Source organism: Caballeronia sp. LZ035 (genome assembly GCF_031451175.1).
Classification (GTDB): Bacteria; Pseudomonadota; Gammaproteobacteria; order Burkholderiales; family Burkholderiaceae; genus Caballeronia.
Map to the genome: position 1 here is coordinate 771,146 of NZ_JARUXS010000001.1, position 18,868 is coordinate 790,013.

General features: G+C 66.0%; 19 protein-coding genes. 4 read left to right on the forward strand and 15 right to left on the reverse strand.

The features are described from left to right. Positions 1-21: 21 nt before the first annotated feature. The 4 genes from QCE88_RS03660 to QCE88_RS03675 form a co-directional block, all read right to left on the reverse strand. On the reverse strand, positions 22-1,587 hold the full coding sequence (locus tag QCE88_RS03660; RefSeq protein WP_309899259.1) for a DEAD/DEAH box helicase: 1,566 nt from the start codon (positions 1,585-1,587) through the stop codon (positions 22-24). 235 nt (positions 1,588-1,822) lie between these two features. Next, positions 1,823-2,443, reverse strand: a complete 621-nt coding sequence (gene trhA, locus QCE88_RS03665) for a PAQR family membrane homeostasis protein TrhA (protein WP_309830605.1) — start codon at positions 2,441-2,443, stop codon at positions 1,823-1,825. 149 nt (positions 2,444-2,592) lie between these two features. Continuing rightward, the gene (locus tag QCE88_RS03670) at positions 2,593-3,891 is read right to left on the reverse strand and encodes a cytochrome c (RefSeq protein WP_309830607.1); all 1,299 of its coding nucleotides are present in this window, start codon (positions 3,889-3,891) and stop codon (positions 2,593-2,595) included. Positions 3,892-3,912: 21 nt separating this feature from the next. Next, positions 3,913-4,650: a c-type cytochrome gene (locus QCE88_RS03675; protein ID WP_309899260.1), complete on the reverse strand. Its 738-nt coding sequence runs from the start codon at positions 4,648-4,650 to the stop codon at positions 3,913-3,915. A gap of 485 nt (positions 4,651-5,135) precedes the next feature. Here QCE88_RS03675 and QCE88_RS03680 point away from each other — a divergent pair, with 485 nt between their 5' ends. Then, a complete protein-coding gene (locus QCE88_RS03680) occupies positions 5,136-6,068 on the forward strand; it encodes a CopD family protein (RefSeq protein WP_309899263.1) in 933 nt (310 codons plus the stop codon). 12 nt (positions 6,069-6,080) lie between these two features. On the opposite strand, the gene QCE88_RS03685 is transcribed toward QCE88_RS03680, so the two are convergent. The 7 genes from QCE88_RS03685 to hda all read right to left on the reverse strand — a co-directional run bounded on the left by QCE88_RS03685 (position 6,081) and on the right by hda (position 11,759). After that, positions 6,081-6,380, reverse strand: a complete 300-nt coding sequence (locus QCE88_RS03685) for a hypothetical protein (RefSeq protein WP_309899265.1) — start codon at positions 6,378-6,380, stop codon at positions 6,081-6,083. A gap of 125 nt (positions 6,381-6,505) precedes the next feature. Then, on the reverse strand, positions 6,506-7,321 hold the full coding sequence (gene panB, locus QCE88_RS03690) for a 3-methyl-2-oxobutanoate hydroxymethyltransferase (RefSeq protein WP_309899267.1): 816 nt from the start codon (positions 7,319-7,321) through the stop codon (positions 6,506-6,508). A gap of 56 nt (positions 7,322-7,377) precedes the next feature. Continuing rightward, positions 7,378-8,058, reverse strand: a complete 681-nt coding sequence (locus QCE88_RS03695; protein WP_309899270.1) for a deoxynucleoside kinase — start codon at positions 8,056-8,058, stop codon at positions 7,378-7,380. Then, positions 8,055-8,603 carry a 2-amino-4-hydroxy-6-hydroxymethyldihydropteridine diphosphokinase gene (folK, locus tag QCE88_RS03700; RefSeq protein ID WP_309899272.1) on the reverse strand — a complete coding sequence of 183 codons (549 nt, stop codon included), beginning with the start codon at positions 8,601-8,603 and terminating at the stop codon, positions 8,055-8,057. Before folK ends, QCE88_RS03695 begins: the two co-directional genes overlap by 4 nt. A gap of 96 nt (positions 8,604-8,699) precedes the next feature. Further along, positions 8,700-10,289, reverse strand: a complete 1,590-nt coding sequence (gene pcnB, locus QCE88_RS03705) for a polynucleotide adenylyltransferase PcnB (RefSeq protein ID WP_309899274.1) — start codon at positions 10,287-10,289, stop codon at positions 8,700-8,702. After that, on the reverse strand, positions 10,282-10,968 hold the full coding sequence (locus tag QCE88_RS03710) for an HAD family hydrolase (protein ID WP_309899276.1): 687 nt from the start codon (positions 10,966-10,968) through the stop codon (positions 10,282-10,284). Before QCE88_RS03710 ends, pcnB begins: the two co-directional genes overlap by 8 nt. 11 nt (positions 10,969-10,979) lie before the next feature. Next, a complete protein-coding gene (gene hda, locus QCE88_RS03715) occupies positions 10,980-11,759 on the reverse strand; it encodes a DnaA regulatory inactivator Hda (RefSeq protein WP_309903377.1) in 780 nt (259 codons plus the stop codon). Positions 11,760-12,010: 251 nt separating this feature from the next. Here hda and purM point away from each other — a divergent pair, with 251 nt between their 5' ends. Then, a complete protein-coding gene (gene purM / locus QCE88_RS03720) occupies positions 12,011-13,066 on the forward strand; it encodes a phosphoribosylformylglycinamidine cyclo-ligase (protein WP_309899278.1) in 1,056 nt (351 codons plus the stop codon). Positions 13,067-13,151: 85 nt separating this feature from the next. Here the strand turns inward: purM and QCE88_RS03725 are convergent, their stop codons facing one another. From QCE88_RS03725 to mutL, 4 genes are all read right to left on the reverse strand, one after another. Next, on the reverse strand, positions 13,152-13,508 hold the full coding sequence (locus QCE88_RS03725) for a DUF86 domain-containing protein (protein ID WP_309899280.1): 357 nt from the start codon (positions 13,506-13,508) through the stop codon (positions 13,152-13,154). Beyond that, on the reverse strand, positions 13,505-13,798 hold the full coding sequence (locus QCE88_RS03730) for a nucleotidyltransferase family protein (RefSeq protein ID WP_309899282.1): 294 nt from the start codon (positions 13,796-13,798) through the stop codon (positions 13,505-13,507). Before QCE88_RS03730 ends, QCE88_RS03725 begins: the two co-directional genes overlap by 4 nt. A 73-nt stretch (positions 13,799-13,871) precedes the next feature. Then, positions 13,872-14,819 (reverse strand): tRNA (adenosine(37)-N6)-dimethylallyltransferase MiaA, encoded by a 948-nt coding sequence (miaA, locus tag QCE88_RS03735; RefSeq protein ID WP_309899284.1) that lies wholly within the window; start codon positions 14,817-14,819, stop codon positions 13,872-13,874. Next, a complete protein-coding gene (mutL, locus tag QCE88_RS03740; protein WP_309899286.1) occupies positions 14,816-16,801 on the reverse strand; it encodes a DNA mismatch repair endonuclease MutL in 1,986 nt (661 codons plus the stop codon). Before mutL ends, miaA begins: the two co-directional genes overlap by 4 nt. A 187-nt stretch (positions 16,802-16,988) precedes the next feature. Between mutL and QCE88_RS03745 the strand changes: the two genes are divergently transcribed. Beyond that, positions 16,989-17,648, forward strand: a complete 660-nt coding sequence (locus tag QCE88_RS03745) for a DedA family protein (RefSeq protein WP_309899288.1) — start codon at positions 16,989-16,991, stop codon at positions 17,646-17,648. Positions 17,649-17,877: 229 nt separating this feature from the next. Next, complete coding sequence (locus QCE88_RS03750) at positions 17,878-18,840, forward strand: peptidoglycan DD-metalloendopeptidase family protein (protein ID WP_309899290.1); 963 nt, start codon at positions 17,878-17,880, stop codon at positions 18,838-18,840. Positions 18,841-18,868: the final 28 nt, after the last annotated feature.

Here is an 18,868-nt window from a genome sequence, read left to right on the forward strand (position 1 = left end):
GAGCCCGGGCCAGCAAGAGCCTTAGCGGCTGCGATCGCCCGAACGCTGCGGGTCGCGGCGGCCGTTGAGCAGCGCGCCCGGATTGCCGCCGGGCTTGCGCCGGTTGTCGGCGTGACCGGCCGCAGCCGTTGCCGATTCGGCGCGACGCGGTGCCGAACCATTGCCCGTGTTCGGCTTGGCAGCGGGCTTGCCGTTGCCGTGATTGCGTCCATCGCGCGCGGGTTGGCCGCCGTTGGCGCCATTGGCCGGCCGCGCCGCACGCGGCGCATCACCGCCCGGACGGCCGCCGTCGCGACGAGGTTGCTCGGCGGAACTCCGCCGCGCTTCGCTCTTCGGACGGGCTTCACCGCCACGCGGCGCCTGTCCTTGTCGGCCCTGACCTTGTCCCTGACCGCGCCCGCCACCACCCTGGCTGCGACGCTGGATCGGCTCGGCCTTCGCATTCGGATCCGGCTCGAAGCCGGCAATCACTTCCTGCGGAATGGGCCGCTTGATGAGGCGTTCGATATCGCGCAGAAGCTGATGCTCGTCGACGCACACCAAGGACACCGCCTCGCCTTCCGCACCCGCGCGTCCGGTGCGGCCGATGCGGTGCACGTAATCTTCCGGCACGTTCGGCAGATCGAAATTGACGACGTGCGGCAGTTGATCGATGTCGATGCCACGCGCCGCGATATCGGTCGCGACCAGCACCTGCAGCGTCTGGTCCTTGAACTCCGCGAGCGCGCGCGTGCGGGCCGACTGGCTCTTGTTGCCGTGAATGGCGAGCGCGCTGATGCCGTCCTTGCCGAGTTGCTCGGCGAGCCGGTTGGCGCCGTGCTTCGTGCGCGTGAACACCAGCACCTGGAACCAGTTGTGCGTGCGGATGAGGTGCGTCAGCATCTCGCGCTTGCGATCGCGATCGACCGGATGGATCTTCTGCTCGACCGTTTCGGCAGTCGTATTGCGGCGCGCCACTTCGATGAGCGCGGGCGAAGCAAGCAGACTGTCGGCCAGAGCCTTGATCTCGTCGGAGAAGGTGGCCGAGAACAGCAGGTTCTGGCGCTTCGCCGGCAGACGCGCCAGCACGCGCTTGATGTCGTGGATGAAACCCATGTCGAGCATGCGATCAGCTTCGTCGAGCACGAGGATCTCGAGCTGCGACAGGTCGATCGTCTTCTGCTGCATGTGATCGAGCAGCCGTCCCGGCGTCGCGACGACGATGTCCACGCCACGGCGCAGCGCGTCGATCTGCGGATTGATGCCGACGCCGCCGAACATCACGGTCGAGCGCAGTTTCAGATATTTGCCATAGGCACGCACGCTTTCCTCGACCTGAGCGGCGAGTTCGCGCGTCGGAGTGAGAATTAGCGCACGCACCGGGCGCTTGGCGCCGCCCGCGGCCGGCGCAAGCTGTGACAGACGTTGCAGGATCGGCAGCGTGAAGCCGGCGGTCTTGCCCGTGCCGGTTTGCGCGCCCGCGAGCAGGTCGCCGCCTTTCAGGACGGCGGGAATCGCCTGGAGCTGAATGGGGGTGGGGATGGAGTAGCCGAGTTCGTTGACGGCGCGAAGCAGGGGTTCGGACAGGCCGAGTGAATCAAAAGACATGGATGGCGTTCACTTCATTGTGTCGAACGGCGCGCATGCGAACGAGGCTGCGGCGAACCGGAGTCCGGCCGGCAGAGCGCATGCGTGACGCTCGGAGAAAATCGGGCGGCGGGCCGATTGGCGGTCAGTGACTGCCCGGCAATACCGCAAGGTAAGACGTGCTATCAAGACACGTCATCTGGCGCTAAGTTGCATCGACGATATTGCGATGCCGCGGCATCCGTCCAGCCGGAGCTCACGCGACATAGCGCGCGACGCTCACGAACTGGCACAGGCTGCCTGCCAGCACGAACAGATGCCAGATGCCATGTCCGTGCCGGATGCGCTCGTCGTTGATGAAAAACCAGATGCCGGCGGTGTACACCAGACCGCCCGCCACCAGCCACGCGAGTCCCGCGGGCGGCAGCGCCGTCACGAGCGGATGAACGGCTACGAGCGCGAGCCAGCCCATCAGCACATAGAGCACCATCGAGACGCTGCGGGTTCGGCGCCCGAGCGTCAGTTCCTGCGTAATGCCGAACACCGCAAGCCCCCAGCTCACGCCGAACAGCGACCAACCCCATGGCCCACGCAAGGTCACCAGTGTATAGGGCGTGTAGCTGCCGGCGATCAGCAAGTAGATCGCCGAGTGATCGCACTTCTGGAGTATGGCCTTGACGCGCGGCGTGCGCGCCCAGTGATACAGCGTGGAGATGACATACAGCGCGCAGAGCATGGCGCCGTAGATCGCAAAGCTCACGACCTTGTAGGGATCGCCCTCTAGCGCGCCGAGCGTGACAAGCGTCGCCAAACCCGCCACCGACAGCAAGGCGCCGATCAGATGGCTGATGCTGTTGAAACGCTCACCGACATGCATAGGAATTCCACGCGACAGGGCCGCACACGCGGCAACCGTAAAACGGCCCAGCCAAAAAGCAAGGGGCGCGGCCCCAACTACGAAGGCTGCGCCCCATGGCGTATTGTACGCTGTCTCGGCGGAGGACCGCCGGACATGTCAGTCGAGCATCAGTCGAGCGGCGCCGAACGCAGGTTGCTGACCTGTTGCGGCGACACCGGCGTACCGTGGTTGCCCCACGACATACGGATGTACGTCACGACCGAGGCCACTTCCGTATCCGACAGCGCCTGTGCGAACGGCGGCATGCCGTGCGGCATCGGGTTGCCTTCCGTACTCGGCGGATAGCCGCCATTCAGCGTCATGCGGATCGGGTTGACGGCCGACGGCATCTGGATGGACTGGTTGTTGGCGAGCGGCGGGTAAGCCGGCGGCTTGCCGAGACCGTTTTCCGCGTGGCACTTCGCGCAGTTCTCGGTGTACACCTTCTTGCCCAGCGTCAGCAGTTCACCGCCGAACTTCTCGGAGGTTTCGAGCTGCATGACTTCCGGCGCTTCCTTCTTCTGCGGGATCGACTTGAGATACGTCGAGATCGCGTTGATGTCGCCGTCGGTCATGTACTGCAGGCTGTTGTGGACCACTTCGGCCATCGGGCCGAACACCGCGCCGCGTTGCGACACGCCGGTCTTCAGCAGGTCGTTGATGTCCTTCAGGTCCCAGTCGCCGAGGCCGGCTTCCTTGTTCGACGTCAGCGACGGCGCATACCAGTTCTGCAGCGGGATCAGGCCGCCGGCAAAGGCCGCCGAGCTCACCGGGCCGCCCATCGCGTTGATCGACGTGTGGCACATGCCGCAGTGACCCAGGCCTTCGACCAGATACGCGCCGCGGTTCCATTCAACCGACTTGGTGGGATCCGGCTTGTACTCGCCTTCCGAGAAGAACAGCGTGCGCCAGCCGATCAGCAGGTTGCGGTTGTTGAACGGGAAGCGCAGTTCGTGCGGACGACTCGGCTCGTTGATCGGCGCGACCGAGCGCAGATAGGCGTAGATCGCGTCCGAATCGGCGCGCGTGACCTTCGTGTAGCTCGTGAACGGGAAGCCCGGGTAGAGCAGGCTGCCGTCCTTCGAACGGCCCGTGTGCATCGCGCGATAGAAGTCGTCCGACGTCCACTTGCCGATGCCGTATTGATCGTCCGGCGTGATGTTCGGCGTGAACATGGTGCCGAACGGCGTGGCCATCGGCAGGCCGCCGCCGAACTGCTTGCCGCCGCGCACCGTGTGGCAGGCGATACAGTCGCCGGCACGGGCCAGATATTCGCCTTGCTTGATGAGGGCGGCCTTGTCGGCCGGCGTCGCCGCGATGGCGCCGCCCGAATGCAGGTTGTCGCCGCCCGACCAGAGGACGGCGCCGGCTGCGACGGCTGCCACCACGACAGCCGAGGAAAGTGCGAACAGGGACTTGCGTTTCATGTTGTTGTCGCTCCAGACGCCTTATTGCGGTTCGCTGCCGCAGGTGAGCGGCATCTTCAACGAGCCAGCGGGCGCGGGCACCGGGTTGGCGGGTGCTTGTTGCGTGGAGAGCCAGGCGGCGACGGCAGTGACGTCGTCGTCCGTCAGGCGCGAGGCGATCTGCTGCATGCAGTCAGGAGCTTTCGCGTGACGCGTGCCCGACTTCCATGCGCCGACCTGCGCGCTGATGTAATCCGAATGCAGGCCGACGAGACCCGGAATGGCCGGCTGCATGCCGGTCAGACCCTTGCCGTGGCAGGCCGCGCACGCGGGAATGTTCTTCGAGGGATCGCCGTTCAGCACGATCTGCTGGCCGCGTGCGAGCGTGCTGCTCGAGACGTTCGACTTGGCAGGCGGCGGATACGGAGGACGCTGGTTCGAGAAGTACGTGGCGATCTGATGAAGGTAGTCGTCCGAGAGATACGTGACGAGGTAGTTCATCGGCGGATACCGGCGCCGGCCTTCGCGGAAATTCTGGAGCTGGTTGTACAGATAGTCGGCAGGCTTGCCGGCCAGACGCGGGAAGTAGTCGTTGTCCGTGCCTTCGCCGTGAACGCCGTGGCACGCGGTGCAGCCTTGCACGCGAGCGGCCATGCTGTCGGTCGCCGGCTGATTGGCCGTCTGGGCTTGCGCTTGTGCGCCGAAAATGCCGGCGCTGCTGATCAGAGCCAAGGCAAGCAGCGGACGGAAGATGCGTCTTGAAAACACGCGACACTCCATGAAATTCGGGGACCTGCCGAGCTTCGTGCGGCTCGGTGCGAAGGTGGCGAACCACGGCCACGCAGGGGGCTGACAGTGGCGACAGGTGGCGGACCACGGCCACAGCGGCTCGACGAGCCTCTGATGCGACGCGGCATTCTATCATCGATGCATGATGATGACTATTTGACACAATCGCGCCGTGAGTCCTGTTGCAGCGCATTCGCGACAATTTGCCGCGCAGCAGCGAAAGGCTCGAAAAGCGTCTTTCGTCATTCGACAAAGACTCGACCCGGACGCACGGTCGGGCTCATGCGATCCATGCAGTTTCGGAAGTGGAGGGGCAAATTGCAAGGCGTTTTGCAGGCAATCGATGCTGTGCCGCACCGTGACCTGTCCGATCGAGTTGTCCGGCTTGGTTTAGACTCGCCCCGATTTCTCTCCGCGATCATCCTTTCGGCCATGCGGCTTGCCCTTGCTATCGCTATTGCATTTCACCTCGCACGATGAGTGACGATTTCCTCTGGTTCGCACAGACCGCGTTCGCGGCGGTGGCGGATATCGCTTTTGCCTGCGCGCTCGGCGCCTCGATGTTCAGAATCTGGCTGTCCCGCGAACAGGCCTTTGCGCCGCTGTCACCGGCGCTGGCCGGCTGGCGCCGGGCCGCGCGCATCGGGGCGATCGCCGCGAGCGTGCTCGTGCTGTGCAGCATCGCGTCGCTCTGGCTCGAAGCGGCCGCAATGAGCGGCGCGCCGGTTCTCGAAGCCGGCGCCTCGCTGTGGCTCGTGGCGACGGACACGCATGCGGGCATCGGCGGATCGGTGGGGCTGGCGGGCAGCGTGCTGTTGTGGCTCGCCGTGGTGTCGGGCCGGCCGGCATCGGCAGCGCGGCTTGGACTGGGAGCGTGCGCGGCGCTGATCGTGGCGGCGGGCAAGTCGGCGGTCGGCCATGCGGCCGACGCCGGCGCGTTTTCCTCAGCCGAAGCCGTGCAGGCGCTGCATCTGCTCGCCACGGCTGGATGGGGCGGTCTGGTCATCGCGGGCGCGTGGGTCTTGCCGGCGCTGGATACATCGACGGCACGGGCAACGCTGATTCGCCTCACGACGCGCATGTCGCGCGCGGCGATGGTCGCGGTGGCGCTGGTCATCGCGACGGGCGCGTTCAACGCGTGGCGTGGCACCGGCGGCTCGCCGGGCGTGCTCATGTCGAGCGCATGGGGTCACGCGCTGCTCGTCAAACTTGGCTTGATCGCGGCGGCGCTGCTGCTCGGCGCGCTGAACCGCTGGTCGGGATTGCCGCGTTTGCAGCGCAGCGCGGCGACAGCGGATGCGCACACGGTCATCAACGTCCTGCGCTTCGAAGCATTGCTGATGGCCGGCGTGTTCGTCGCCGCGGCCGTGCTGTCTCACAGCGTGCCGGGGGCGTCGCTCGCGGGTTGAGCGTGGCCGCGCCTATTCGTACCCGAGCCGGTGACTGACGATAGGCGCGCAGAATAGCGCCACCGCGCAGCCAATGACCTTCCCCTGCAATTCGACGAAGGCGAGGTGCGAGTCGCTATAAAAAATGACTTCGAGCAGTTGCGGCAAGCAGAACACCGCCGCCGCGCCGATGAAACAGCGCGTTACCCGCGAGATGCGCCATCCGCGCTGGGCGCCGATGCCCGCCGCCACCACGCGCGCCACCCCGAGCGCGACGAGTGAACCGACTGCCAGCTGGGCCCGAACGTATTCGTCGGGAAGAACTTGCCACATGGTCGTTCTCGCTGTTTTTTTAGTGACTGTTGTCGAGCATAGCCGCAAGAAGCTCGCCAGTATGTACGAGAAAACGCAATTCGTGGGCAGGATATGCGCGGCTGGAGCGTTCGGCCTGCGCTGCGTCAGAAGGTGTGTTCCGGACCAGGGAAGCTGCCGTCCTTGACCGCGCGGACATAGGCCTCGACGCCAGCGAAGATGTTCGGCTGCCCCTGCATGAAATCCTTGACGAAGCGCGGGCGCTTGCCATGAAAGATGCCGAGCATGTCGTGCAGCACGAGCACCTGGCCCGAACAGTCGATACCCGCGCCGATGCCGATCGTCGGAATGGCGAGGCCCTGGGTCACGTCGCGGGCGAGCAAAGTAGGCACGGCTTCGATCACGAGCAACTGCGCGCCCGCCTCCTGGAGTGCAAGGGCGTCGCGCTTCATGCGTTCGGCCGCGGCGTCGGTTTTGCCCTGCACCTTGAAGCCGCCGAACGCATGCACCGATTGCGGCGTCAGCCCGACGTGCCCGCACACCGGAATGGACCGTTCGACGAGAAAATGCGCCGTCTCCGCCAGCCATTCGCCGCCTTCGATCTTCACCATCTGCGCGCCCGCGCGCATCAGCTTCACGGCGTGCCCGTAGGCGTCTTCCTTCGAGCCGAGCGTGCCGAACGGCATGTCGGCGACGATCAGCGCGCTCTTGTTGCCGCGCGCCACCGAGGCCGTGTGATACGCGATGTCGTCCACACTCACCGGCAGCGTCGTGCCGTGACCTTGCAGCACGTTGCCGAGCGAGTCGCCGATCAGCAGCACATCGACGCCCGCGCGGTCGAGCAGCGCGGCGAAGCTTGCGTCGTAGCAGGTCAGCATCGCGATGCGTTCGCCTGCCTCGCGCATGGCCTGGAGCTTGGGGACGGTGATCGTCGAGCGATTCGTTTCCTGCAGGTACGTCATGATGGTTTCACTGGAGAGAGAAAAGGGCGCCGTTGCGTCACCACGCCGTCACGCGCTCACGCCGACACGCCCTTGACAAAGAATTCCTTGCGCCCGCGCATGCTGTCGATGCGCTCCAGAAGCAAGACGAGATCTTCATCCGACGCGAGCGGGTTCAGATGCTCCGCGTTCACGGTGAGCAGCGGCGTCGCGTCGTAGTGATAGAAGAAGTCGTTGTAGGCATCGCAGAGCGCGCGCAGATAGGCGTCGGAGATCTGCAGTTCCATCGGCAGCGCGCGTTTTTGAATGCGCGAGAACAGCACTTCGGGACTGGCCTGCAGATAGATGACGAGATCGGGCGAGGGACCGCTGGCGTGAAGGCGGCCCGCGATGTCCTTGTACAGCTGGAACTCGTCGTCGCTCAGCGTGAGGCGCGCGAACAGCTCGCTCTTCTGCGTGACGAAGTCGGCCATCAGCGGCGTGCCGCTCGCGACGATGTCGGCAGCTTCCGCCGCCTGCGTCGTGCGCTGCAACGCGAAGCTCAGCTGCGTGGCGAGCGCATGGCGTGTCGTGTCGCGATAGAAGCGCTCGAGAAAAGGATTGTCCTGCGGACGCTCGAACAGCGTGCGCATCGACCAGCGTTCGGCGAGCAGCGTGGCGAGCGTGGTCTTGCCGACGCCAATCGGCCCTTCGATCGCGATGTAGCGATGCGGCGGCTTGAGTTGCGGCGCGGTGACGGTGAGAGGCGGAACGCTCATCGGCAATCGGTCTTGTTGGAGGCGGCGGGATTCGCGCCGCGTGCGGGTGAGCCGGCCATGCACTGGCAGGCGGCGACTTTCTCGATGCGCTGCTCGGCGACGGCCGCCATGAAGGCATCCGCGCGGCCGCGCTGGGGCAGGATGAGATCGGGTTCGAGTTCGATGAGCGGCACCAGCACGAAGGCGCGCTCGGTCATGCGCGGATGCGGCACGACGAGATCCGGTTCGTCGATGCTCGACGCGCCGTACAGCAGGATATCGAGATCGAGTGTGCGCGGCGCGTTGCGATACGGCCGCTCGCGTCCGAACTGTTCTTCGATGCCGTGGCACAGGCGCAGCAGCGCGCGGGCGGGCAGGCTGGTTTCGAGCTTGACGACGCAATTGAAGTAGTCGTCGCCGGTGGCGTCGATGGGCGCCGTCCGGTAGAGGCTCGATTTCGCGAGCACGGTGATCGTGTGCTGCTGGGCGAGACACACGACGGCGTCTTTCAGGGTCTGGCGCGCATCGCCGAGATTCGCCCCCAGGCCGAGATAAGCAATCGTCATGGCAGAAGTCCTACGCGTGGGTCTCAGCAAAAGCAGAAGCGTACAAGCGACACACTCAGGCGATGCCGCTCTGCGCTACTGTAACCAAAACCGGCGTCATGCGTTGTCCGCGTCTTCGCGCCTGCTTGCGGTGTCCGGTGCGGTGCCGTCAACGCTGCCCGCATTCATTTCGGTTTGCGGACCGATTGCGGCATCGCCCGAGCGGCGCTTCGCGTTGCTGCGGCGGCGCCGCTTCTTCGGGCCGCTGGATTCCTTGCCGCCTTGCGTGAGCAAGCCTTCACGCGCGACGTGATCACTCTCGATGAAGTCGGTCCACCATTGACCGGTCTCCGCATCGAGCTCGCCCGACTCGCAACGCAGCAGCAGGAAATCATACCCCGCCCGGAAGCGCGGGTGTTCCAGCAGCTTCAGCGCACTGCGGCCGCGCTTTTCCAGCCGGTGCTGAAGACCCCAGATCTCGCGCATGTCGGACGAGAAACGCTTGTGGATCGCAAGCTTCTCGGTCTGCATGTCGAGCACGTCGTCCATCGCGCGATGCAGCGCCGGCACCGGATACTCGCCGTTCGCCGTGTTCTGCTGCCAGCGGGTCTGCACGTCGTGCCACAACAGCGTGGCGAAAAGGAAGCCCGGCGACACCGACTTGCCCGCGCGCACGCGCTCGTCCGTGCTGGTGAGCGCGAGCGTGACGAATTTCTCGCCGTGCGGCTGCTCCAGCACCACGTCGAGCAAGGGCAGCACGCCGTGATGCAAACCTTCCTGGCGCAATCGCGTGAGACAGGCGAGCGCGTGGCCGGACAGCAGCAGCTTGAGCATTTCATCGAACAGACGCGCGGCCGGCACGTTGTTCATCAGGTCGGCGAGTTCCGTGATGGGCGCGCGCGTGGCTTCGTCGATCTCGAAGCCGAGTTTCGCCGCGAAGCGCACCACGCGCAGCATGCGCACCGGGTCTTCGCGATAACGCGTGGCCGGGTCGCCGATCATGCGCAGCAGGCGCGCGCGGATGTCGGCCATCCCGTCGTGATAGTCCAGCACGGTCTGCGTGGCCGGATCGTAGTACATCGCGTTGATGGTGAAGTCGCGGCGCGTGGCGTCCTCGTGCTGCTCGCCCCAGACGTTGTCGCGCAGCACGCGGCCGCTCGCATCCACCGCGTGCGTGCGGCTGTCGAGTTCGCCGCGCTTCAGGCGGCGCGGCGGTTCGGCCGCGGGCTCGGGCGGCGCGTCCATCAGCGCGCGGAAGGTCGAGGTCTCGATGATGTCCTGGCCGAACTGCACGTGCACGATCTGAAAGCGCCGGCCGATGATGCGCGCGCGGCGGAACAGCTTCTGCACCTGGTCGGGCGTGGCGTCGGTGGCGACGTCGAAGTCCTTGGGCGCGACGCCCAGCAGCAGGTCGCGCACCGCGCCGCCGACGATGAACGCGCGATGCCCCGCATGCTGCAGGCCGTCGGTGACGCGCACCGCGTTCTTCGAGATCAGCGACGGATCGATGCCGTGGATGTCGGAAGACAGGATGACCGGCACGCTCGGATCGCGCCTGGGCGGCGCGGCGGCTTTCTTGCGCGGGCTCTTGCTGGCGGGGCGGGCGGGTCGGGCGTCGGGCGAAGCTGTCGGCGTGTCGGTGGGCGCGGTCCCGGTGGGTTCGGCGCTGTCTTGCCCGAACAGCTTGCGGATGAGTTTTTTAATCACGTGTGTCGAAGAGATTCAGAATGCGCCAGCCTCGGGCTTGCGCATGCGCGCGCAGGGTGTCGTCGGGATTGGTGGCGACGGGGTCGGTGACGCGCTCGAGGAGCGGGATGTCGTTATGCGAGTCGCTGTAGAAGAAGCTGTGCTTGAAGTCGTCGAGCGACTTGCCGAGCGTGGCGAGCCACTGCTCCACGCGCACGATCTTGCCCTCGCGATAGCTCGGCGTGCCCGTGGGCTTGCCGGTCAGCGCGCCGTGCGGATGATCGTCGACGGTTTCGACTTCGCAGGCGATCAGCGTTTCGATGCCGAAGGCCTCGGCGATCGGCGCGGTGATGAACGCGTTGGTCGCGGTGACGAGACAGCAGAGGTCGCCGTTGTCCTGATGCTCGCGCACCAGCGTGACGGCGGACGGCACGATGCGCGGGTTGATCACTTCCTGCATGAACTGCGCGTGCCAGTCGGTGAGTTGCTCGCGTGAATATTTCGCGAGCGGCGCGAGCATGGCATGCAGATAGGCGTTGATGTCGAGCACGCCCGCCTTGTAGTCGGCGTAGAAGGCGTCGTTCTGGCGCGCGAAGGAATCCGCGTCGACGATGCCGAGCTTCACCATGAAGCGGCCCCATTCGTGGTCGCTGTCGGTGGGGATGAGCGTGTGGTCGAGATCAAAGAGGGCGAGGTTCATGGGTGCGCATTTTACTTGAAGCGGGTCGGATCGTTGTCCGTGGCGACAGGCGGCGCATCCGGACCGGACGGCTCGCCGGAGAAGTCCGCCGGCGCGCCGCGTCCGCCCTGTTGCAGCATGGCGCGCAACAGCGGGCGCGTGACGGCGCGTTTCTGTTCGAGCGAGAAGCGGTCGAGTTCGTCGAGCAGCGCCATCAGGCTCGGCATGTCGCGGCGGAAATGCGTGAGCAGGTAGCCTGGCACGTCGTCCGCCAGCACGATGCCGCGCTCGCGGGCCGCGTGCTTCAGCACCGCGGCCTTGGCGTCGTCGGAGAGCGGCTGGAGATGGAATACGAGGCCCCAGCCGAGCCGCGTGCGCAGGTCTTCGCGCACCATGAGCGCGAGCGGCGCGTCATTGCCGGTGGCGACCAGCGCGCTCACCGGGTGCGCGCGCACTTCGTTGAACAGGTTGAAGAGCGCGATTTGCTGGGCGGGTGAAAGGAGATCGCAATCGTCGACGGCATAGAGCGTCACGCGCGGATCGAAGTTGAACGCGTTGAGGGCGCTTTGCGGGCTCAGATAACGCGCGTGGCCGCTGGCTTCGTGGATCAGCGCCTGCAGCAAGTGACTGCGGCCGCTGCCCGGCTCGCCCCAGATATAGAACGTGCGGTCGGCGACGGGCCCGGCCGCGAGCGCGCCTTCGAGTTCGCGCAGGCGCGAAATCAGTTCGTGATTGCCGGCAGCAAAGAAGTTGGCGAAGGTGGCGGGCGGCGGCGTGCCGAGATCGAGCGTCAGTTGGCGTTGCACGGGAATCGGAGTCGTCGGGCCTGGGGTCGGGCAGGTTTCGAAACGTGCGGCCGGGCCGCGCGGGGGCGCGACGCCGAGTGTTCGGTACCACGTCCGTCAGTCATGCGTGCGCCGTAACGGGCGCATGGCTGATGGCCGCGCCGGAGTCCGGGGCGCCGTTGCCGCAGCGAGGCTCGCGCGTTTGAACAGCGTGAGAATCGGTCGGCGGGTCATCATCGGGTAAAATCGCATTTTACCGACCTTCTCGCACTCCCCCCATGAATCAGCCGAAATCCACCCCGGAAACCCAAGGTTTGTCTTACCGCGACGCGGGCGTGGACATCGACGCAGGCGACGCGCTCGTCGACCGCATCAAGCCGTTTGCCAAGAAGACGTTGCGTGACGGCGTGCTGGGCGGCATCGGCGGGTTCGGCGCGCTGTTCGAGGTGCCGAAGAAGTACAAGGAGCCGGTGCTCGTTTCGGGCACGGACGGCGTCGGCACCAAGCTGCGTCTCGCGTTCACGCTGAACCGCCACGACACCGTGGGTCAGGATCTCGTCGCAATGAGCGTCAACGACATCCTCGTGCAAGGCGCCGAGCCGCTGTTCTTCCTCGATTATTTCGCCTGCGGCAAGCTGGACGTGGACACTGCGGCGGACGTCGTGAAGGGCATCGCGCAGGGCTGCGAGCTGGCGGGCTGCGCGCTGATCGGCGGCGAGACGGCGGAAATGCCGGGCATGTATCCCGACGGCGAATATGACCTCGCGGGTTTCGCGGTGGGCGCGGTCGAGAAGAGCAAGATCATCGACGGCAGCACGATCAAGCCGGGCGATGTCGTGCTGGGGCTGGCGTCGAGCGGCATTCATTCGAACGGCTTTTCGCTGGTGCGCAAGATCATCGAGCGCGCGAATCCGGACCTCGACGCCGACTTCGACGGCCGCACGCTCGCCGATGCGCTGATGGCGCCCACGCGCATCTACGTGAAGCCGCTGTTGCAGGCCATGCAGAGCATCACGGTCAAAGGCATGGCGCACATCACCGGCGGCGGACTGGTGGAGAACATTCCGCGCGTGCTGCGTGACGGGCTGACGGCGGAGCTGGATCACCGCGCGTGGCCGTTGCCGCCGCTGTTCGCGTGGCTGCAGAAGCATGGCGGCGTCGCGGATGCGGAAATGCATCGGGTGTTCAACTGCGGTATCGGCATGGCGGTGATCGTTGCGGCGGAAGACGCGGAAGCCGCCATCGGTCTGTTGTCGGGCGCGGGCGAGCAGGTCTGGAAGATCGGCGTGGTGCGCGAGAGCCAGGCGGGCGAGGCGCAGACGGTGGTGGTTTGAGGCTGGTTGTTCAGTCTGAATGAGAGAAACCCTCGCGCTTTGCGAGGGTTTTTTGTTTGTGCGTTGCCGTTTCAGATACCTCGCACTATTCGAGCGGCTGAGCCAAGCGGCGCTCCAGATCGGGCAAGGCTGTCTGCACCGTTTCCCAGACGATGTCCAGGTTAGTGTCGAAGTAACCATGCGTCATGCGGTTGCGCATACCGCGCAACTTCTTCCACGGAACCGCAGCATTGGCCTGCGCGAATTCCGGGAATTCTGTTTCGATCTGAACCGCCGCCTCTCCGATCACGATGAGATTCAAGATGACGGCTTGCTGGATCATGCGCGTTTCCATGAACTCGGCCTTGTCGATGCGCGCGATGTACTCGCGTGCCGTTCGAGAGGCGTCGAGCATGTGCGCAACGTAGTCGCCGAGACGCAATTGCCGCTGTTTCGCGTTCATAAAGACAGCGCCTCGTCGAGCACGTCGCGGCGGAATGTCGGCGGCAAGTCCTGGGGCGTCACAACGTCTACCGACACGCCGAGCAAGTCCTCCAGCTCAACCTGAATGGCGCCAAGATCAAGCAGTGTGGCGCCTGGCAGCGCATCGACGAGCAGGTCGAGATCGCTTTCGTCGTTGTCGTCGCCGTGCAGTACCGAGCCGAATACGCGAGCATTGGCGGCGTGATTCGTCGTGACGATGCGCAGAATGTCCTGTCGATGTGCGAGCAAGGCTTCGGAGGGTCGGGTCATGTCCGGAGTCGGTTACGAATACGGGTCGGGTTCGCCAATCATAGCGCGGCGCCTCAAGACCAAGTCAAGCGGATCAGAGTGCCGCCGCCCGCTCCATCGCCTCCATCGCCCGCTCTGTCGCATCTGCCGCGCAGCAATCCACCACGACCCGCTCCGGCATCCCGCGCAGCCAGGTCAACTGCCGCTTGCACAGCTGACGCGTCGCGAACACGCCCTTGTCGCGCATCTCGTCGTAGGGCGTCGCGCCATCCAGGTATTCCCACGCCTGCCGATACCCGACGCAGCGCATCGACGGCATCGACAGATCGAGATCGCCGCGCGCGCGCAGGCGCTTCACTTCGTCGATGAAACCGTGCGCCAGCATCGCATCGAAGCGCGCTTCGATGCGCCCGTGCAGCACCGCCCGGTCCGACGGTTCCAGCGCCACCGGCACGAAGCGCCAGCGCGTGTCCTGCTCGACCACGCGCGGCGCGGCGAGCAACGCGGACATCGGCTGGCCGGTGAGCATGAAAATCTCGAGAGCGCGCTGGATGCGCTGCGAATCGTTCGGCGCGAGCCGCGCCGCCGTGTCCGGATCGAGCGCCGCGAGACGCGCATGCAGCGCGGGCCAGCCGTCGCGTTCGGCGTCGGCATCGAGCGCGGCGCGCACCGCCGGATCGGCGCCCGGCAGATCGTTGAGGCCCTGCGTGAGCGCCTTGTAGTAGAGCATCGTGCCGCCGACCAGCAACGGCAACTTGCCGCGTGCGACGATCTCCTCGACCAGCCGCAGCGACTCCGCACGAAACTGCGCGGCGGAATAGGACTCGGCCGGATCGATGATGTCGATCAGATGATGCGGCGCCGCCGCGCGCTCTTCCAGGCTGGGCTTCGCCGTACCGATATCCATCTCGCGGTACACCAGCGCCGAATCGACACTGATGATCTCGACCGGATGCCGCGCCGCGAACGCGAGTGCGGCGGCGGTCTTGCCGGACGCCGTCGGTCCGAGCAGACAGGCCACCGGCAGGGCGGCAGCGCTCATTGTCCGCGCATGAACAGGCGGTCGAGATCCGCGAGCGTCAGCTGGAACCAGGTCGGCCGCCCGTGATTGCACTGATCCGCGCGTTCCGTTGCTTCCATCTGGCGCAGCAGCGCGTTCATCTCGTCGAGCGTGAGGCGGCGGTTCGCGCGCACCGCGTTGTGGCACGCGAGCGTGCCGAGCAGTTCGTGCTGCCGTTCGGTCAGCACGCGCGAGCCGCCGTACGCGTGCAGGTCGGCGAGCACGGCGCGCGCGAGCGCTTGCAGATCCGCATCCTTCAGCAGGGCAGGCACGGCACGGATGGCGATGGAAGTCGGCGAAAGCACCGCGAGATCGAAACCGAGCGCATCGAGCGTCTCCTTCTCTTCCTCGACGATGCCGATTTCCACCGGTTCCGCCGTCATCGACACCGGAATCAGCAGCGGCTGCACGGCGATGGTGTGATCGGCGAGGGCGAGCTTGAACTGCTCATAGAGAATGCGTTCGTGCGCCGCGTGCATGTCGACGAGGACGAGCCCGCGCGCGTTCTGCGCCAGCACATAGATGCCATGTATTTGCCCGACCGCGAAGCCGAGCGGCTGGTCGTCGGCATGCGCCGAAGCGGCTTGGCCGTAGGTGGCAGGCGCGGCGCTGTCGCTGGCCCAGACGGGCGGTTGGGTGGAGGTCGGGTAGGACGTCTCACGCGATTCGGGCGGCGTCATCGCGCTCGATACGCCCGTGTCCTTGCGTCCGAACAGCGCGTCGTACAGCGCCAACGGCTGCGCGACCGGCAGCGTGCCCTGCGTCATGCGCGACTGACGCAGCCAGTTCGTGCCGTTCTCGCTCGTGCCGCTCATGCCGCGCGCGGCCAGCGGATCCTGGCCGGCGAACGGCTTCGCGCTGAACGACGCCGGGCCGGTTGCCTGCAACTGCGCCGCGTGTCCGCCCGAGGTCGTTTCCGGCGACGCCCCCGCGTGCCGCGCCAGCGCCCGCTGCACGGCATGGAACACGTATTGGTGAATCGAGCGTGAATCGCGGAAGCGAACCTCGATCTTCGACGGATGCACGTTCACATCGACGGATTCGGGCGGCAGGTCGAGAAACAGCACGTAGGCCGGGTAACGGTTGCCGTGCAGCACGTCTTCGTAGGCGGCGCGCACGGCATGGGTCAGCAGCTTGTCGCGCACGAAGCGGCCGTTGACGAAGAAGTATTGCTGGTCGGCGCGGCCGCGGCTGGCGGTGGGCAGGCCCGCGCAGCCATACACGGCGAGCGGTCCGGCGCGTTCGTCCAGCGGCAGGTGCGCGGTTTCGAAGACTTCGCCCAGGATCTTCGCGACGCGGGTCTGCGGATCGCTCGCGTTCCAGTGCTCGACGGCACGGCCGTTGTGCATCACCGAGATCGCGACGTCCGGACGCGCCAGCGCCGTGCGGCGGATCACTTCCAGACAATGGCCGAGTTCGGTCTGCTCGCTTTTCAGAAACTTGCGGCGCGCGGGCGTGTTGAAATACAACTCGCGCACTTCCATGGTCGTGCCGGTCGTGCCCGCCGCGGGCGACAGCGCGCCCGTCTGGGCGTCGATGCGGGTGGCGTGCGGACAGGCGTCGGTGCGGCTCGTGATGAACAACTCGGCCACCGATGCAATCGACGCTATGGCTTCGCCGCGAAACCCGAGGGTGGCAACCGCTTCGAGATCGGCGAGCGAGCGAATCTTGCTGGTTGCATGGCGCAGCAGCGCGAGCGGCAACTCGCCGGGCGGCATGCCGTAGCCGTCATCGGCGACGACGATGCGCTTGACGCCACCTTCGTCGAGCGTGATGCGCAGCGTCCGGGCGCCGGCATCGAGGGCGTTTTCGAGCAGTTCCTTGACCACCGAGGCCGGCCGTTCCACCACCTCGCCCGCGGCGATCTGGCTGATGAGCTGGTCGGGCAGCGGCGCAATGCCGCGCGAACGGTGCGGGTCATCCGCGGTCAAAGCGGCGGCGGAGGGTTCGTTGAGGTCGGCCATGGCGAATTATAGCGATTCGCCCGCGGCCGTCCCGGCACTGACGTTCCGCCCAGGCGCCTCGGGAAGTGCCCCACTGCGTGCTTTTTAACTGACGCGACGCGGCACTTCGGTATCATGGCGCGACTCCCTTTCTGACCCCCGGATGCGCCGCTCGCCGCGGCCGCCGGACTTCTTTCGAGGAACGCTTTTGGACACGCTGCTGCAATTTCTGGGACTCATCCTGCATATCGACAAGTCGCTGGGGGTCTTCATCCAGAGCTACGGCGCCTGGGTCTACGCGGTGTTGTTCCTGATCGTGTTTTGCGAGACCGGGCTTGTCGTGTTCCCGTTCCTGCCGGGCGATTCCCTGCTGTTCATCGGCGGCGCGTTCGCGGCGTCCCACGAGATGAATCTGCTGGCGCTGATCGCGCTGCTGCTGATCGCCGCCATCACCGGCAACACGCTGAATTACTGGATCGGCCGCGCCATCGGGCCGAAGGTCTTCGACACCCATATTCCCGTGCTCGAACGGTTTCTCGACCGCGCCGCGCTGCAGAAGACGCACAACTTCTACGAACGTCACGGCGGCAAGACCATCGTGATTGCGCGTTTCGTGCCGATCGTGCGGACCTTCGCGCCGTTCGTCGCGGGCGTGTCCGGCATGAGCCACGCGCGCTTCCAGTTGTTCAATGTGCTCGGCGCGCTGTTCTGGGTGCTGCTCCTCGTGCTGCTCGGCTACTTCTTCGGCAACATTCCGTTCATCAAGCAGTATCTGAATGTGATCGTGCTGGTGGGGATCGGCGCGGCGATCGTGCCGGTGCTGCTCGGTGCGCTGTGGAAAATGAGCCGACGCAACTCCAAGGCCTGAGGGCCTGTCGTGCTGTGCGCGCGGAGGCGTCGTCACCCGCTCGCGAAGCCGGCCGATGGGTATCGTTTGCGTCATTTGAACGAATTCCTTCTGCCAATGTTTTATGCTGGCGGAGTTTGTGCTGTTCCAGCAATCGGGATCCGCGCGGCGCAGGCGGCATGAGCGGCGCACGGAAGGAAGCCGCGTGCCGACGCGGACGCAAAGTCAGAAAAAGTTCAAGACGAAAAGCATGAGAAAGCAGGTGGTGATGCACATGGAAGCGTTTGAGGTGCAGGCGGCGCGGGGATCGGACATGCATCGTTCGATCGTGAGAACGCTACTCGCAGCGGGGATGGCGGCCGGTCTGGCCGCGTGTTCGTCGACGCCGCGCACGCCGGCGCCGATTGTCGAAAGTTCGGTGAGCAGTGCGCCGCCGGTCGTGCAGAGTGCGGGGGCGGGCGTGACGAGCGCGCCAGCCGTGCCGCTCACGGCGCCGGCCGCCGCACCGCTGGCGTCGCTCGCGCCGGTCGAAGCGGGTTTCTACCGGGTCAAGCCGGGCGACACGCTCTACGGCATCTCGCGCAACTTCAAGCAGCAGCCCGCCGACCTGATCGCGTGGAACCATCTGCCCGAGAGCAAGCAGGTCAACATCGGACAGGTCTTGCGTGTTGCGCCGCCGGGCTCGGCCATGGCTGCGGCTTCGAGTACTGCGTCTTCATCGACGGCGAAGTCGGCGCAGCCGCCGCTCCTGCCCACGCCCGACAAGGCGGCGGCCGCGAAGCCTGCCCCGTCGCCGGCCCCGGCCACGGAGCACGCGAGCACCAACAGCGCACCCGTAGGCAAGGGCACCTTCGCGTGGCCCGCGCACGGCGATGTCGTCCGCAAGTTCGGGGCGAGCGGCAACAAGGGCATCGACATCGAAGGCAAGGTCGGCCAGCCCGTCAAGGCGGCGGCGGCCGGCAAGGTCGTGTATGCGGGCAGCGGCTTGCGCTCGTACGGCCGCATGATCATCGTCAAGCACGGCAACGACTATCTCACCGCCTACGCCTACAACGAGAAGCTGCTCGTGAAGGAAGGCGACACCGTCAAGCAGGGCGCGACCATCGCCGACATGGGCACCGGCCCGAGCGGCACGCCGGCGCTGCATTTCGAAGTGAGAAAGGCGGGCGCCGCCATCGATCCGATGCCGCTGTTGGGCTCGGCCGGCGGCTGATTCCGCGCGTGGACGCGCAGGCGAGGGG

Excerpts from the sequence above, each read along its gene's own strand:
- QCE88_RS03660 (WP_309899259.1), bottom strand. The coding sequence starts at position 1,587 with ATGTCTTTTGATTCACTCGGCCTGTCCGAACCCCTGCTTCGCGCCGTC.
- trhA (WP_309830605.1), bottom strand. The coding sequence starts at position 2,443 with ATGCATGTCGGTGAGCGTTTCAACAGCATCAGCCATCTGATCGGCGCC.
- QCE88_RS03670 (WP_309830607.1), bottom strand. The coding sequence starts at position 3,891 with ATGAAACGCAAGTCCCTGTTCGCACTTTCCTCGGCTGTCGTGGTGGCA.
- QCE88_RS03675 (WP_309899260.1), bottom strand. The coding sequence starts at position 4,650 with ATGGAGTGTCGCGTGTTTTCAAGACGCATCTTCCGTCCGCTGCTTGCC.
- QCE88_RS03680 (WP_309899263.1), top strand. The coding sequence starts at position 5,136 with ATGAGTGACGATTTCCTCTGGTTCGCACAGACCGCGTTCGCGGCGGTG.
- QCE88_RS03685 (WP_309899265.1), bottom strand. The coding sequence starts at position 6,380 with ATGTGGCAAGTTCTTCCCGACGAATACGTTCGGGCCCAGCTGGCAGTC.
- panB (WP_309899267.1), bottom strand. The coding sequence starts at position 7,321 with ATGACGTACCTGCAGGAAACGAATCGCTCGACGATCACCGTCCCCAAG.
- QCE88_RS03695 (WP_309899270.1), bottom strand. The coding sequence starts at position 8,058 with ATGAGCGTTCCGCCTCTCACCGTCACCGCGCCGCAACTCAAGCCGCCG.
- folK (WP_309899272.1), bottom strand. The coding sequence starts at position 8,603 with ATGACGATTGCTTATCTCGGCCTGGGGGCGAATCTCGGCGATGCGCGC.
- QCE88_RS03710 (WP_309899276.1), bottom strand. The coding sequence starts at position 10,968 with ATGAACCTCGCCCTCTTTGATCTCGACCACACGCTCATCCCCACCGAC.
- purM (WP_309899278.1), top strand. The coding sequence starts at position 12,011 with ATGAATCAGCCGAAATCCACCCCGGAAACCCAAGGTTTGTCTTACCGC.
- QCE88_RS03725 (WP_309899280.1), bottom strand. The coding sequence starts at position 13,508 with ATGAACGCGAAACAGCGGCAATTGCGTCTCGGCGACTACGTTGCGCAC.
- QCE88_RS03730 (WP_309899282.1), bottom strand. The coding sequence starts at position 13,798 with ATGACCCGACCCTCCGAAGCCTTGCTCGCACATCGACAGGACATTCTG.
- miaA (WP_309899284.1), bottom strand. The coding sequence starts at position 14,819 with ATGAGCGCTGCCGCCCTGCCGGTGGCCTGTCTGCTCGGACCGACGGCG.
- mutL (WP_309899286.1), bottom strand. The coding sequence starts at position 16,801 with ATGGCCGACCTCAACGAACCCTCCGCCGCCGCTTTGACCGCGGATGAC.
- QCE88_RS03750 (WP_309899290.1), top strand. The coding sequence starts at position 17,878 with ATGAGAAAGCAGGTGGTGATGCACATGGAAGCGTTTGAGGTGCAGGCG.